Origin of the sequence: Mesorhizobium sp. M7A.F.Ca.CA.003.01.2.1 (assembly GCF_003998945.1) — a bacterium.
GTDB lineage: Bacteria > Pseudomonadota > Alphaproteobacteria > Rhizobiales > Rhizobiaceae > Mesorhizobium > Mesorhizobium ciceri.
Map to the genome: position 1 here is coordinate 1 of NZ_RZRA01000023.1, position 15735 is coordinate 15735.

The window sequence follows — 15735 nt, forward strand, 5'->3', positions numbered from 1 at the left end:
GCTGGAGCACCCCTCATCCGACCGAGCTTCGCTCGGCCACCTTCTCCCACAAGGGGAGAAGGTGAAACGCGCGCAGCCACTCTCAAGTGATCACGCTCGGCTTGGGGCGGCCGGTATGGCTGTGAATCCCGGCAATATCGTCAGCCGCGGCAATCAGATCGGCAAGGGCGGCCTGGGTGTCGAGATCGTGCCGAGACTTGTCCGGCTCGTAGCGCTCGATGTAGACGCGCAACGTCGCGCCCGACGTGCCGGTGCCGGACAGCCGAAAGACGACCCGCGAACCACCTTCGAACAGAACCCTGATGCCCTGATGCTCGCTGATCGAACCGTCGACCGGATCGTGATAGGCAAAATCGTCGGCACTGGCGATTTTCAGGCCGCGCACGCTGGTGCCAGGCAGCGAGCCGAGCTTGGCACGCAGTTCGTCGACCAGCGCGTTGGCGCGGTCGCTCTCGACCTCTTCATAATCATGCCGCGAATAGTAGTTGCGACCGTAGGTCGCCCAGTGCTCGGTGACGATCTGCTTGCAGCTTTCGCCACGCGCGGCGAGGATGTTGAGCCACAAAAGCACCGCCCACAGGCCGTCCTTTTCGCGGACATGGTTGGAGCCGGTGCCGGCACTCTCTTCACCGCAGATCGTCGCCATGTCGGCATCGAGCAGATTGCCGAAGAATTTCCAGCCGGTCGGAGTCTCATAGATGCCGACGCCGAGTTTTTCAGCAACGCGATCGGCCGCGCCACTGGTCGGCATCGAGCGTGCAATGCCTTTCAAACCGGCCTTGTAGCCGGGCGCCAGACGCGCATTGGCGGCGAGCATGGCGACCGAATCCGACGGGGTGACGAAAATGCCCTTGCCGATGATCAGATTGCGGTCGCCATCGCCATCCGAGGCGGCGCCGAAATCCGGTGCGTCCGGTCCCATCATCTCGTCATAGAGGTGCTTGGCATGGACGAGGTTAGGGTCCGGGTGATGGCCGCCGAAATCCGGCAGCGGCTTGAAATTGCGGCAGGTGCCATTGGGCGCGCCGAGCCGGTTTTCCAGGATCTCCTTGGCGTAGGGACCGGTCACCGCGTGCATGGCGTCGAAGCGCATGCGGAAGCCGGACTTGAAGAGTTTGCGCAGGGCGTCGAAATCGAACAGGCTTTCCATCAGCGCGGCATAGTCCACGACCGGATCGATGATCTCGACCGTCATGCCGGCGGCCTTGACCGTGCCTGTTGTGTCGATGTCGATCGGATCGATATCGGCGATCTTGAAGCTCGAAATCGCCTTGGTCTTTTCGAAGATCGCGTCGGTGAGCTTTTCCGGCGCCGGGCCGCCATTGCCGGCATTGTACTTGATGCCGAAATCCTCATGCGGGCCGCCCGGATTGTGGCTGGCCGACAGGATGATGCCGCCGAAGGTCTTGTATTTGCGGATGACATGCGAAGCGGCTGGCGTCGACAGGATGCCGCCCTGCCCGACCATCACCTTGCCGAAGCCGTTGGCGGCTGCGATGGCGATGGCCTTCTGGATGACCTCGCGGTTGTAGAAGCGGCCGTCGCCACCGATCACCAGGGTCTTGCCCTTGAAACCGTCGAGCGCGTCGAAGATCGACTGGATGAAATTCTCGGCATAGTGCTCCTGCTGAAAGACAGGCACCTTCTTGCGCAGGCCCGACGTGCCGGGCTTCTGGTCGGAATAAGGCTTGGTGGGAACGGTCCGTATCATGCTTCAGGCAACCCTTTTCGAAAGCAGCGAACGATAGAGTTCGACGTATTTTTCCGCGCTCTTGTCCCACGACACATCGGCTTTCATGCCCTGGCGCTGCAGTGATTCCCAGACCGTCGGACTGGCATGGGCGTCGACGAGGCGGCGGATAGCGTGCAGCAAGGCGCCGCCATTGTTGGGCGCGAACTGGAAGCCGGTGGCGACGCCGGCAGAGACGGCAGCCTCATTGGCGTCGATGACCGTGTCGGCGAGGCCGCCGGTGCGCGCGACCACCGGCACGCAGCCATAGCGCAGGCCGTAAAGCTGCGTCAGCCCGCACGGTTCGAAGCGCGAGGGGATGACGATGGCGTCGCAGCCGCCCTGCATGATGTGCGACAGCCCCTCGTCGTAGCCGACGACGACGCCGATGCGGCCGCGATGCCTGGCGGCGGCGGCAAGCAGCGCGCCTTCGAGACCGGCATCGCCCGATCCCAGGATGGCGAGCCGCGCACCCGTCGCGACAATGCCGTCGACCACCAGCGCCAATATGTCCATGCCCTTTTGCCAGGTCAGGCGGCTGACCACGCAGACGATCGGGCTGTCATCGCGCTCAAGGCTGAAGCGATCCTCCACGGCAGCCCTGTTGGGTGCGCGCGCCTTCAGCGTGCTGCCCGTGTAGTTGGACACCAGATGCTTGTCGGTTTCCGGATCCCAGATGCCGGTGTCGATGCCGTTGACGATGCCATGGAGATCGCTGGAGCGCATGTTGATGAGGCCGTCGAGGCCCATGCCGAATTCGGGCGAGCGGATTTCCTGCGCGTAGGTCGGACTGACCGTGGTGATCGCCCAGGCGGCCTGCAGGCCCGCCTTGAGGAAGCCGACACCACCATAATATTCGACGCCGTCGAGCGCCATCGCCGCCGCCGGCAAGCCAAGCTCGCCGAAAATGCCGGCGCCGAACTGGCCCTGGAAGGCGAGGTTGTGGACGGTCATCATCGAAGGCACGCCGACCGCCTTGCCATAGCGCATATAGGCCAGCGTCATCGCCGACTGCCAGTCATGGGCGTGCACGATGTCGGGCTGGTAGCCCGAGATGGCGCCGCCGGCGATGTCGCCGCCGACCTGGCTCAACGCCGCGAAACGCCGCCAATTGTCTGGCCAGTCGACGCCGGTCGCATTGCCATAGGGGCCGCCGGGACGGTCGAACAGATGCGGCGCATCGAGCACGAACAGTTCGAGCCCGGCGAGTTGGACGGAATGGACAGAGGCCTTGCCGCCCTGCAGCAAGGGGTATTGCAGAACCGCCCGCTTTTTCTTGAAGGCAGCCATGACGGTCGGAAAGCCGGGCATGAGCGTGCGCACGGTCACGCCCTTGGCCGCCAAGGCAATGGGCAGCGCGCCGGTCACGTCGGCAAGCCCACCGGTCTTGATGAGCGGGAAAATTTCCGGCGTGACCGACAGAACCTGCATGCGTCAGAGCCCCAGCTTGTCGATCATGTCCTGGGTGACCAGGCAGATGCCCTTTTCGGAAACGCGGAAGCGCTTGGCGTCGAGAATAGGATCTTCGCCGACCACCAGCCCTTCCGGTATCCTAACACCATGGTCGATGACCACGCGCTTCAACTTTGCGTTCCGGCCGACATGAACGTCGGGCAGCATGACGACTTCTTCGAGCGTCGAATAGGAATTGATGCGCGCGCCGGTGAAGATCAGGCTTTTTTTCAGCGAAGCCCCCGAGACGATGCAATCGCCCGAAACCAGCGAAGACACAGCCGAACCGCGGCGGCCATCCTCGTCATGCACGAACTTTGCCGGCGGCTTCAATTCGGCATAGGTCCAGATCGGCCAGTCGCGGTCGTAGAGGTCGAGTTCCGGCGTGATATCGGTCAGGTCGATATTGGCTTCCCAATAGGCGTCGACCGTTCCGACGTCGCGCCAGTAGGCCTCGTTCTCGGCGGTCGAACGGACGCAGGACTTGGCGAAGCGGTGCGCGATCGCCTTACCGTGCTGGACGATATAGGGGATGATGTCCTTGCCGAAGTCGCGGCTCGAGCCCGGCTCGGCCGCATCGCGGCGCAACTGCTCCATCAGAAACTTGGTCTTGAAGACGTAAATGCCCATCGAGGCCAAGGCAAACTCCGGCTTATCGGGAATGCCGGGCGGATCGGCGGGCTTTTCGACGAAGGCGATGATGTTGTCCTTGCCATCGACATGCATGACGCCGAAGCCGGTGGCTTCCATGCGCGGCACTTCGAGGCAGCCAACGGTGACGTCGGCATTGGCGTCGACGTGCTGGCGAAGCATCATCTCGTAGTCCATCTTGTAGATGTGGTCGCCAGCCAGGATGACCATGTATTCGGGTCCGTAGGCCTCGATGATGTCGATGTTCTGATAGACGGCGTCAGCCGTGCCCTCATACCACTGCGTTTCCGAGACGCGCTGGCTGGCCGGCAGGATGTCGAAGCTTTCGTTTCGCTCTGGGCGCAGGAAGTTCCAGCCGCGCTGCAAATGACGGATCAGCGAATGTGCCTTGTACTGGGTGGCAACGCCGAGGCGTCGAATGCCGGAGTTAAGCGCGTTGGAGAGCGCGAAGTCGATGATGCGCGTCTTGCCGCCGAAATAGACGGCCGGCTTGGCACGCCGGTCGGTCAGTTCCTTGAGGCGGCTGCCACGGCCGCCGGCCAATACATAGGCCATGGCATCGCGCGCCAGCGGCTGGGTCCGTTTCAAGTCTGCCATTTCTACCCTCCCAAGTTACTCGATCTCGACATGTTACTCAGTGTCGATGGGTTCAGTCGGCGACGAGCTCGAGCATGATCGTGGACAGCGGCGGCAAGAGCATCGTCGCGGCGATGCTTCCTTCCTCCGCCCGTGCCTCGACCATGCCGCCATTGCCCTTGCCGGAACCGCCATATTCAGAAGCGTCGGTGTTGATGATCTCGCGCCATTTGCCTGATGTCGGCAACGGCACGCGATAATTATCGCGCGGCACCGGCGTGAAATTGGAAATGACGGCCACCGGGCTGCCGCCCGGCGCGCTGCGCAGCCAGGCAAAAACCGAATTCTGGCTGTCGTCGACGATCAGCCAGGAAAACCCTTCCGGTTCGCAGTCGCGGCCATGCAGCGCCGGGCGCGAACGGTAGAGATAGTTGAGATCGCGCACCGTCTGCCAAACGCCGCGATGCGGCCGGAATTCAAGCAGGTTCCAGTCGAGCGCGCGCGCCTCGCTCCATTCGCGGCGCTGCGCGAACTCCTGCCCCATGAAAAGCAGCTTCTTGCCGGGATAGCCCCACATGAAAGCGTAGTAGGCGCGTAGCGTCGCAAACTTCTGCCAGTCGTCGCCGGCCATCTTGCCAAGCAACGTGCCTTTGCCGTGCACAACCTCGTCATGCGAGAGCGGCAGCACGAAATTCTCCGAGAAGGCGTAGGTCAGGCCGAAGGTGAGGTCGTTGTGGTGGTGCTTTCGGAAGATCGGCTCCTTGGAGAAATACTCCAGCGTGTCGTGCATGAAGCCCATATTCCACTTGAAGCCGAAGCCGAGGCCGCCTTCATGCACCGGTGCCGAGACCTTCGGCCATGAGGTCGATTCCTCGGCTATGGTCATGACGCCCGGATGATGGCCGTAGACCTCCTTGTTCATCTTCTGCAGGAAGCTGACCGCCTCGAGATTCTCGCGGCCGCCCTTCTCGTTGGGGATCCATTCGCCGGCCTTGCGTGAATAGTCGAGGTAGAGCATCGAGGCGACCGCGTCGACGCGCAAACCGTCGACATGGTATTTCTCGGCCCAGAACAGCGCATTGTTGACCAGGAACGACACCACCTCGCGGCGGCCGAAATTGTAGATCGCGGTGTTCCAGTCGGGATGAAAACCCTTGCGCGGATCGGCATGTTCATAGAGCGCGGTGCCATCGAAATTGGCCAGGCCATGCGCGTCGACCGGGAAATGTGCCGGCACCCAGTCGAGGATGACGCCGACGCCGGCGCGGTGGGCGCCATCGACGAAACGGGCAAAGCCGTCCGGGTCGCCAAAGCGGGCCGATGGCGCGTAAAGGCCGGTCGTCTGGTAGCCCCAGGACGGGTCGTAGGGATGTTCAGAGATCGGCATGAATTCGATGTGGGTGAAACCGGTCTCAACCACATAGGGGATCAGCCGGTCGGCCAACTCGTCCCATGACAGGAACGTTCCGTCGTCGCGAAGCTGCCAGGAGCCGGCATGGACCTCGTAGATCGAGATGGCTTCTCGCCGGTGATCGGCATTGCGCCAGAAATTGCGATGCGCCTCGTCGCCCCACTCGTGCGCCGGCGGCACCGCCACGACCGAAGCAGTAGCCGGACGCAGTTCGGATTTGAAGGCGAACGGGTCGGCCTTCAGCGGCAGCCTCACACCATCGGGGCCGATGATCTCGTATTTGTAGGGTCGTCCGGCACCGATGTCGGGTATGAACAGTTCCCAGATGCCGGTGTCGCGGCGGTCTCGCATGGTGTGCCGGCGGCCGTCCCACTCGTTGAAGTCGCCGACCACCGAGACGCGCCGCGCATTGGGAGCCCAGACGGCGAAATGCACTCCGGTGGCGCCTTCGTGATCAATGACATGGGCGCCGAGCTTATCGAACAGCCTGAGATGCGAGCCTTGGGCGATGTAGTAATCGTCCATCGGGCCCAGCACCGGACCGAACGAATAGGGATCGGTCAGCCACCAGTCGCCGCCGGCGTTCCTGGCATGATAGCGCAGGGGTTGCCGCTTCTTGATCGAGAGCTTGCCTTCGAAAAAGCCGCCATCGTTGCGCCTGGACAGTTCACCCGCGATGGTGCCGGTCAGCGTGTAGGCGGTGACGAATTCGGCATTCGGAACAAAGCACCGGGCATACAGGCTCTTGCCGACCTCATGGACACCAAGGACGGCGAAGGGATCTCCGTGCGTGCCGGCAACAATCGCCGCAACATCGCCGGCTGGCGCCAGTCCATCCGGCCCGCTTGTCGCAGCGGTCGCGCGCGGCTTCTTCATCAGGCAGTGTCCCTCCCCGGGCACCAAGTGTTTGTTTCTAGTGATGTAAATCCAACATTCAAATTCACATCACCGGGACCACATTGTTTGCGGCCTCATGCAATCACATCAGACAGGCACGTTCCAGATTTCTTTCGCATATTGGCGGATCGTGCGATCGGAGGAGAACCAGCCGACACGCGCAACGTTGCGGATTGCCCGGGCGTACCAGTCGGGACTGTTGCGCCAGACCGCATCGACCTCACGCTGGGCGGCGGCATAGGCATCGAAATCGGCGGCAACCATGAACCAGTCGCTGTTGTAGAGACCGTTGATGAGATCGCGGTAACGCTCCGGATCGTCCGGCGAGAAGACGCCTGACGAAACAGCCGCAACCGCTTGCGCCAGCTCAGGCGAGCCTTCGATGACGGCGCGCGGATCGTAGCCGTTGTTGCGCCGCTCGGCGACCTCGGCGGTGGTCAGGCCGAAGATGAAGATGTTGTCGTCGCCGACGCATTCCTTGATCTCGACATTGGCACCGTCGAGCGTGCCGATGGTCAGCGCACCGTTCAGCGCGAACTTCATGTTGCCGGTGCCCGACGCTTCCATGCCGGCGGTCGAGATCTGTTCGGACAGATCGGCGGCCGGCATCATGATCTCGGCAAGGCTGACATTGTAGTTCGGCACGAACACCACCTTCAGCAGACCGCGCACGGCCGGATCGCGGTTGATGACCTTGGCGACATCGTTGGCGAGTTTGATGATCAGCTTGGCATTGTGGTAGCTGGGCGCCGCCTTGCCGCCGAAGAATTTCACGCGCGGCATCCAGTCGCGCTCGGGATGCGAGCGGATCTGGTCGTAGAGGGCAATCGCCTCGAGGATATTCAGAAGCTGGCGCTTGTATTCATGGATACGCTTGATCTGGATGTCGAAAAGCGCCGAGGGATCGACCTTGATGCCGAGCCGGTCGGCGACGAGGTTGGCCAGCCGCGCCTTGTTGGCTCGCTTGACGGCGGCGAACTTGTCGCGAAAGGCGGCATCGCCGGCGAAACCGTCGAGATCCTTGATGGCGTCGATGTCATCGAGAAAGCGGTCGCCGATCGCCTCGCGGGCAAGCGACGTCAGCCCGGGATTACACTGGATCAGCCAGCGCCGCGGCGTGATGCCGTTGGTCTTGTTGTTGATGCGATCGGGATAGAGCTTGTGCAGATCGGCGAACACCGTCTCCTTCATCAGGTCGGTGTGAAGCGCCGAAACGCCGTTGATCGAGTGCGAACCGACAAAGGCCAGATTGCCCATGCGCACCCGGCGGTCGCCATTTTCCTGGATCAGCGAGATGCGGCCGATCTGCTCGTCCGAGAACTGGTTGGACGCACGCGCCTCCAGAAGCACTTCAGCGTTGATGGCATAGACGATCTGCATGTGGCGCGGCAAAAGCCGCTCGAACAGCGGCACCGGCCAGCTTTCCAGTGCCTCGGGCAGCAGCGTGTGGTTGGTGTAGCCGAAGGTGCGCTGGGTGATGTCCCAGGCCTGATCGAAGTCCATGCCGTGGACGTCCATCAACAGGCGCATCAACTCCGGCACAGCGATGGCCGGATGGGTGTCGTTCAGGTGGATCGCAGCCTTGTCGGGCAAGGACTTCAGGTCGCCATATTGGCTGAGATGGCGCTGAACGATGTCCTGCAGCGATGCGGTGGAGAAGAAATATTCCTGCCGAAGCCGCAGTTCCTGCCCGGCCTTGTGGGAATCGGCGGGATAGAGCACGCGCGACAAGGCATCGGCCTTGTTGCTTTCGGCGAGCGCGCCGATGTGGTCGCCGGCATTGAACTTGTCGAGCAGGATCGGATCGACCGGCATGCCCGACCAGAGCCGCAGCGTGTTGACGCGGTTGGCCCGCCAGCCGACGACGGGCGTATCATAGGCGACGGCCAGCACATGCTCGGTCGGCTTCCAGACATGGCGTTCGAGGCGTCCGTCCTTGGAGGTGATCGATTCCACCGAACCGCCGAAACCGACCTCGAACGAGCGCTCACGGCGTTCGAATTCCCACGGGTTGCCGTGATCGAGCCAGGTTTCAGGCAATTCGACCTGCCAGCCGTCGTGAATCTCCTGGCGGAACATGCCGTTGGCATAGCGGATGCCGTAGCCATGCGCGGGAATGTCGACGGTCGCCATGCTTTCCATGAAGCAGGCCGCAAGCCGCCCGAGGCCGCCATTGCCAAGTGCGGCATCCGGCTCGAGTGCGGCGATGAGATCGAGATCGACGCCCAGGGACGACAGGGCCTCGCGCATGTTGTCCATCAGGCCGAGATTGGAGAAGGCGTCGCGCATCAGGCGGCCGATGAGGAACTCCAGAGACAGATAATAGACGCGTTTTTCCTTCTGATCGTACGCCTCCTTCGTCGCCTGCATCCAGCGATCGACGATCCGGTCGCGCACGACCTTGATCGAGGCGGTCAGCCAGTCGTACTGGGTCGCAACGGCGGTATCCTTGCCGACCCGGTATTTGAGGGCCACCAAGACTTCACGTGCGAGTGTCTTGGGATCAGGATTTTCGAGCAGTGGAGGAAGGGGTTCGGATGTCATCGCGCTCGTCATGATGCCTCTCGTGCGGTTGCCATGATCATACCGGCTTTCATCGCTCCTCCCAGCCCATGCTAGCTGATACCGCTATATATTCAATCGATTTAAACATGCCCGAACCGGCATGCCCCCTGCGGCAATTTGGCAATTCGCAAGTGTGACGCGCCAAGACGGTCGCGCGACGCGCTTCAAATTCCTGTTCCGTGCCTGCCGTGCCGCCAACCCTCCAGCACTTGGGCGACATGTATCAGGCCGCCAGCGCTGCCTCGGGCGGAACCTTTGCTCCGGTCATGAAGGCCACGGCATCGGACATCGTATATTGCTTGGGATCGATGACGCAGAGGCGACGGCCGAGCCGGTGGATGTGAATGCGGTCGGCCACTTCGAACACATGCGGCATGTTGTGCGAGATCAGCACGATCGGCAGGCCGCGCTTCTTGACGTCGAGGATCAACTCGAGCACGCGGCGGCTTTCCTTGACGCCAAGGGCGGCCGTCGGCTCGTCCATGATCACCACACGACTGCCGAAGGCGGCCGCGCGCGCCACCGCAACGCCCTGCCTCTGGCCCCCCGAGAGCGTTTCCACAGCCTGGCTGATGTTCTGGATGGTCATCAGGCCAAGCTCGGTAAGCTTGTCGCGGGCGCGCTTTTCCATCGCCGGACGGTCGAGCATACGCAGCCAATCGCCCAGAAAACCCGGTTTGCGGATCTCGCGGCCAAGGAACATGTTATCGGCGATCGAGAGCGCCGGCGACAGTGCCAGATTCTGGTAGACGGTCTCGATGCCGGCTTCGCGTGCCTCCATCGGCGATTTAAAGGCGACGGGTTTGCCTTCAAGCCGGATCTCGCCTTCGTCGGGCACGGCCGCGCCGGAAATCGCCTTGATGAGCGACGACTTGCCGGCGCCGTTGTCGCCGATGACGGCGAGGATTTCGCCGGGATAAAGGTCGAAGTCGGCATTGTCGAGGGCGGTGACACGGCCATAGCGCTTGATCAGGCCACGCGCGGTGAGGATGGGCTCCTGGGTCATGGTCATGCCGACACCTTTCTGATCCATTGGTCGACTGCCACGGCGCCGATGATCAGCACACCGGTGAGCAGCACCTTCCATTGCGGATCGGCGCCCAGCATGTTGAGGCCCATGGAAACGACGCCGACGATCATCGCGCCGAACAGCGTGCCCAGGATGGAGCCGCGTCCGCCGAAGAGGGAAATACCGCCGATCACCGTCGCGGTGATGGCCTGCAGATTGTAGTCGGTGACGGCAGCCGACGGCGAGATCGAGCCGTTGCGGCCAATGGAGACCCAGGCCGCGAAAGCGGCGATCAGGCCGGCCAAGGTGTAGACCGTCATCAACACCTTCTTGGTCTGGATGCCCGACAGCTTCGCCGCCTCCTGGTCATCGCCAACGGCGTAGACATGGCGGCCCCACGCCGTGTGATTGAGCACGTACCAGAGGATCATCACGAGCAGGACCGTGGCAATGACGCCGAGCGTCAGCACCGCAGTGCCGACCTTGAAGCTGATGGCAAAGAGATGCAGCAGCGGCGCCTGGGTATCGACGTCGGTGTCGCGGATCGTCTCGTTGGCCGAATAGATGAAGTTCGTGGCCATGACGATGTTCCAGGTGCCAAGCGTCACGATGAAGGGTGGTAGCTTCATGTAGGCGACAAGCACCCCGTTGAGCAGCCCGCAGGCGGCGCCGGCGGCAAGCCCGATCGCCACTGCGAGCGCGCTCGGCATGCCGTAGGAGACCGCGCAATTGCCCATGATCACCGCTGAAATCACCATGATCACACCAATCGACAGGTCGATGCCTGCGGTCAGGATGACCAATGTCTGCGCAGCCCCCAGAATGCCGATGATGGCGATCTGCTGCAGGATAAGCGTCAGCGTGTAGGACGAAAAGAAACGCCCACCGATGGTGATGCCGAAGACGATGATCGCCAGAACCAGGACGATCAGCGGCACCGCGGCCGGCGTCGAATGCAAGAAATGCTGGATACGCTTGACGGCCGATTTGTGCTCGTCAAAAGCAGCAACGCTGGTGTCGCTGCTCGAGAGAACCTTCTCGAATTCCTGAGCTTGAGCCATGTTTTCTCCCCGTAGGCTTCAGCCAAACGCCGACGCCAGTCCACGCCTTTCCGGTCTGCTGCCGGGATTGTTCGCGGTCACGCGAGCCATCGTCCACCCGAAGCAGCCGGGGATCAAGCCCCGACCGCTCAGGTTCCTTGGATGCCGGTCAGAACGGCATCAGCCCCAGCACTTGGCGAGGCCTTCCTTGGTGTCGATGGACTTGACGCCGGTGGCCGGCTTGTCGGTCACCAGGTTGACGCCGGTGTCGAAGAAGTTCTTGCCTTCGGTCGGCTTCGGCTTGGTTCCGTCCTTGGCAAAAGCGGCGATCGCCTCGATGCCGAGTGCAGCCATCTGCAGCGGGTATTGCTGCGAAGTGGCGCCGATGACACCTTCGGCCACCGACTTCACGCCGGGGCAGCCGCCGTCGACGGAAACGATCAGCACCTGGCTTTCGAGGCCGACAGCCTTGAGCGCCTGGTAGGCGCCGACAGCGGCGGGCTCGTTGATGGTGTGGATGACGTTGATGGTGTTGTCCTTCTGCAGGAGGTTCTCCATCGCCTTGCGGCCGCCCTCTTCGTTGCCGTTGGTGACGTCATGGCCGACGATGCGCGGATCGGTCTCGTCGCCGATCTTGTTGGGATCTTTTACATCGATGCCGTAGCCCATCATGAAGCCTTGGTCGCGCAGCACGTCGACAGTCGGCTGCGAAGGCGTCAGGTCAAGGAAGCCGATCTTGGCGTCCTTGGCCTTGTCGCCGAGCGTGGCGGCGGCCCAGGCCCCGATCAGCTTGCCTGCTTCGAGATTGTCCGTCGCGAAGGTCGCATCGGCGGCGTCGATCGGATCGAGCGGCGTGTCGAGCGCGATCACCAGCAGGCCGGCATCACGCGCTTTCTTCACGGTCGGCACGATGCCCTTGGTGTCGGATGCGGTGATCAGGATACCCTTGGCGCCATCGGCGATGCAGCTTTCGATCGCCGCGACCTGGCTCTCGCTGTCGCCGTCGATCTTGCCGGCATAGGTCTTGAGGTCGACGCCGAGTTCCTTGGCCTTCGCGGTCGCGCCTTCCTTCATCTTGACGAAGAAGGGATTGGTGTCGGTCTTGGTGATCAGGCAGGCGCCGACACCGGCCGCGGATGCGGACGAGGCAAACGCCATCAGCCCCAGAGCCGCGGCGGCAAACACGGTCGATTTCAACAATTTTGTATTGGTCACGATTTTCCTCCCAGTGGAACCATTCCGATGCCGGCCAACCGGCACCTGCAGCGCATCCAACGAAATTCTCCCAGCGTGGACGCTGCCTTAACAGACACCAGGCCGAAGCCCGTGTCAATAATTAAATCACTCTTATTTATTATTGACAGCATTGCTTCGTTCACCCATTCTGGCCCAAAAGCATTGAGGGGAAACGACGGGAGGAACAGGGTGGAAACGGCCATTGCGAGGCACGGTTCGCCCGAGGTGAATGACAGTCTCATTCACCGCGGCACCAACCAGAGCGGCATGCGCGACCACAATGAGCGGTTGGTGCTGTCGCTGGTGCGTCAACACGGCAGCCTGGCAAAATCCGACATCGCCCGCATGACCGGACTTTCGGCGCAGACGGTTTCCGTCATCATGCGCGAGCTGGAGGAAGAAAGCCTCCTGCTGCGTCAGGCGCCGTTGCGCGGCAAGATCGGCCAGCCTTCCATCCCGATGGCGCTCAATCCCGAAGGCGCTTTCTTCATCGGCCTGAAGATCGGCCGCCGCAGCGCTGAACTGGTGTTGATCGACTTCCTTGGCAATGTCCGTTCGATGCTACAGCATTCCTATCGCTACCCGGCGCCGCGCGAGACGGTGGACTTCGTCAGCAACGGCATGCGGCAGATGCGCGGCGAGCTGACGCCCGCGCAAGACAAGCGCATCGCCGGGCTGGGCATCGCCATGCCGTTCGAATTGTGGAACTGGGCCGATACCGCCGGCGCCCCGCGCGACGTGATGGACGAATGGCGTCACCGCGACATCAGGGCCGACATCCAGGCGCAATGCGATTTTCCGGTCTATTTGCAGAACGACGCCACGTCGGCCTGCGGCGCCGAACTCGTCTTCGGGCAGGCGGGCGCTGCGCGTGACTTCGTCTATTTCTATATCGGCGCCTTTGCCGGTGGCGGCATTGTGCTGAACGGCCGGCTTTTCGGCGGCCCGACCGGCAATGCCGGAGCGCTCGGCTCCATGCCCGTGCCCGGGCCGGACGGCAAGCCGACCCAACTGATCGATGTCGCTTCCATCGCCATGCTCGAAAAGGCGCTCAATGCGCGCGGCATCGAGGCCTCGCATCTGTGGACCTCGCCGGACGACTGGGGCGAGATCGGACCCGAACTCGACGGCTGGATCGCCAGCGCCTCAAGGGCGCTCGCTTACGCCATCGTCGCCGCATCCTCGATCATCGATTTCGAAGCGGCGGTGATCGACGGCTGGATGCCGAAGGCGGTGCGCCGCCAGCTGGTCGACGCCATCATTGCGGCAATCGCCACGATCGACGGCGAAGGCTTGAAGCTGCCCGCCATTCGCGAGGGAACCGTCGGTATCCATGCCCGGGCGCTCGGCGGCGCCAGCCTGCCACTTTCCGAACGCTTCCTGATCGGCTCGACGACGATTTCCAGGAGCGCCTGATGCTGATCGGAATCCCGGCGCTGCTCGGTCCGGAGCTTCTGGCGATCCTGCGCGGCATGGGCCATGGCGACGAAATCGCCCTTGTCGACGGAAACTATCCGGCGGAACAGCAGGCAACCCGACTGGTACGCGCCGATGGCCACCCTCTTATCCCGGTACTCGATGCGATATTGAGTGTCCTGCCTGTCGATGACGCCGTGCCGGAGGCGCTGTTTCGCGCCTCGGTCCGAGGCGATCCCTCGCTTGCCGATCCTGTCCATCATGAGATCGAAGCGATCTGCGCCAAACGGGCGCCAGGCCGCAAGGTGGTTGCGCTGGCCGGCGCCGACTTCTATGCACGGGTCAAATCGGCGCATGCCATCGTCGCGACAAGCGAGCCGCGGCTCTACGCCAACATCATCATACGCAAGGGCGTGATCTATCCGCCGGAGACCAAGAAGCCATGATCCTCTGCTGCGGCGAAGCCCTGATCGACATGCTGCCGCGCACGACGACAGCGGGCGAGCCGGCCTTTGCGCCTTATGTCGGCGGCGCCGTATTCAACACGGCAATCGCACTTGGCCGGCTCGGCGCGCCGGCCGGCTTCTTTTCCGGCCTGTCGTCGGATCTGTTCGGCGGCCAATTCCGGGATGCGCTTGGGGCGAGCAAGGTCAGTTCCACCTATGCACACACCTCGCCACGGCCAACCACGCTGGCCTTCGTCAAGCTCACCAACGGCCAGGCGACGTACACTTTCTATGACGAGAACACCGCCGGACGCATGCTGACGATCGACGATTTGCCGCAGCTCGGCAACGAGATCGAAGCCATGCTGTTCGGCGCCATCAGCCTGATTTCCGAGCCGGCCGGCAGTGCCTATGAAGAGTTCATGCGGCGCGAGCATGAAAGCCGCGTCATGATGCTCGACCCCAACATCCGGCCGAACTTCATCCCGGACAAGCCCAAGCACCTCAAGCGCATTCGCACCATGATGGCGATGGCCGACATCGTGAAACTGTCGGACGAAGACCTGAACTGGTTCGGCGAAGCCGGCTCGCATGAGGATGTCATCCGCAACTGGCTGGACCGCGGCCCGAAGCTGATCGTCGTCACCCATGGCGGCGAAGGCGCGATCGGCTACAGCAAGGAGCACGCCGTCACGGTGATGCCCGAAAGGGTCGAGGTGGCGGACACGGTCGGCGCCGGCGACACGTTCAACGCCGGCATCCTCGCCTCGCTGCACGAGCAAGGCCTGCTGACGAAGGCGGCGATTTCCGGACTGTCGGAAGACGCCATCCATAAGGCGCTGGCGCTCGGCGCGAAGGCGGCGGCAGTGACCGTGTCGCGGGCCGGCGCCAATCCACCCTGGCGACATGAAATCGCCTGAGCAACGCTCAACATAAGTTGAGCCCAATCGATCACTTTATGTTTCGCAGGGGCTCTTTCCAAGGCTATAAGGGCGGGATGGCGCCCGACGAAGCCCGGATTTCCGGCATCTGACTGACATTCGCCGGGAAAACTGGTAACGGACTGCGACACTTCCGCAATTTAGGGCTCCGCCTGCCCGGCTTTCTCGGCAAGCGCAACTCTGGTACCAGCGGCCGATTATCTGGCTAACCCATTTTGAGGCCGACATGCAGTTCATCGATCTTGGCGCGCAGCGCGAACGAATCCGCGACCGGCTGAAGGCCGCGATCGACCGTGTCGTTGACGAGGGCCGCTATATTCTTGGCCCGCAAGTCACCGAATTCGAGAACAAGCTTGCCGCCTATAT

General features: G+C 62.5%; 11 protein-coding genes and 1 pseudogene. 4 read left to right on the forward strand and 8 right to left on the reverse strand.

All coding sequences use genetic code 11. From position 1 onward, the window contains the following. Positions 1–82: 82 nt before the first annotated feature. The 8 genes from EN969_RS02445 to EN969_RS02480 form a co-directional block, all read right to left on the reverse strand. Positions 83–1711 (reverse strand): alpha-D-glucose phosphate-specific phosphoglucomutase, encoded by a 1629-nt coding sequence (locus EN969_RS02445; RefSeq protein WP_013532697.1) that lies wholly within the window; start codon positions 1709–1711, stop codon positions 83–85. A 3-nt stretch (positions 1712–1714) separates the two neighbouring features. Beyond that, positions 1715–3160, reverse strand: coding sequence for a glycogen synthase GlgA (gene glgA / locus EN969_RS02450; protein ID WP_013532698.1), 1446 nt, complete (start codon positions 3158–3160; stop codon positions 1715–1717). 3 nt (positions 3161–3163) lie between these two features. Further along, entirely contained in the window at positions 3164–4429 is a 1266-nt protein-coding gene (gene glgC, locus EN969_RS02455) for a glucose-1-phosphate adenylyltransferase (RefSeq protein ID WP_013532699.1), read from the reverse strand. 52 nt (positions 4430–4481) lie between these two features. Then, the gene (glgB, locus tag EN969_RS02460) at positions 4482–6695 is read right to left on the reverse strand and encodes a 1,4-alpha-glucan branching protein GlgB (RefSeq protein ID WP_013532700.1); all 2214 of its coding nucleotides are present in this window, start codon (positions 6693–6695) and stop codon (positions 4482–4484) included. A 108-nt stretch (positions 6696–6803) separates the two neighbouring features. Further along, positions 6804–9272, reverse strand: a complete 2469-nt coding sequence (locus EN969_RS02465) for a glycogen/starch/alpha-glucan phosphorylase (RefSeq protein WP_013532701.1) — start codon at positions 9270–9272, stop codon at positions 6804–6806. A 232-nt stretch (positions 9273–9504) separates the two neighbouring features. Beyond that, a complete protein-coding gene (locus tag EN969_RS02470; protein ID WP_224621066.1) occupies positions 9505–10314 on the reverse strand; it encodes an ATP-binding cassette domain-containing protein in 810 nt (269 codons plus the stop codon). Beyond that, positions 10290–11351, reverse strand: coding sequence for an ABC transporter permease (locus tag EN969_RS02475; protein ID WP_013532703.1), 1062 nt, complete (start codon positions 11349–11351; stop codon positions 10290–10292). The genes EN969_RS02470 and EN969_RS02475 overlap by 25 nt, the downstream gene beginning before the upstream one ends. 159 nt (positions 11352–11510) lie before the next feature. Then, positions 11511–12527 (reverse strand): sugar ABC transporter substrate-binding protein, encoded by a 1017-nt coding sequence (locus EN969_RS02480; RefSeq protein ID WP_024503693.1) that lies wholly within the window; start codon positions 12525–12527, stop codon positions 11511–11513. 228 nt (positions 12528–12755) lie between these two features. Between EN969_RS02480 and EN969_RS02485 the strand changes: the two genes are divergently transcribed. The 4 genes and pseudogenes from EN969_RS02485 to EN969_RS02500 all read left to right on the forward strand — a co-directional run. Then, positions 12756–13982 (forward strand): ROK family protein, encoded by a 1227-nt coding sequence (locus EN969_RS02485; protein WP_013532705.1) that lies wholly within the window; start codon positions 12756–12758, stop codon positions 13980–13982. After that, entirely contained in the window at positions 13982–14428 is a 447-nt protein-coding gene (locus tag EN969_RS02490; RefSeq protein WP_013532706.1) for an RbsD/FucU domain-containing protein, read from the forward strand. Before EN969_RS02485 ends, EN969_RS02490 begins: the two co-directional genes overlap by 1 nt. Beyond that, positions 14425–15348 (forward strand): carbohydrate kinase, encoded by a 924-nt coding sequence (locus EN969_RS02495; RefSeq protein WP_013532707.1) that lies wholly within the window; start codon positions 14425–14427, stop codon positions 15346–15348. The genes EN969_RS02490 and EN969_RS02495 overlap by 4 nt, the downstream gene beginning before the upstream one ends. Before the next feature lie 247 nt (positions 15349–15595). After that, positions 15596–15735: pseudogene (locus EN969_RS02500) on the forward strand (DegT/DnrJ/EryC1/StrS aminotransferase family protein); the annotation flags it as partial.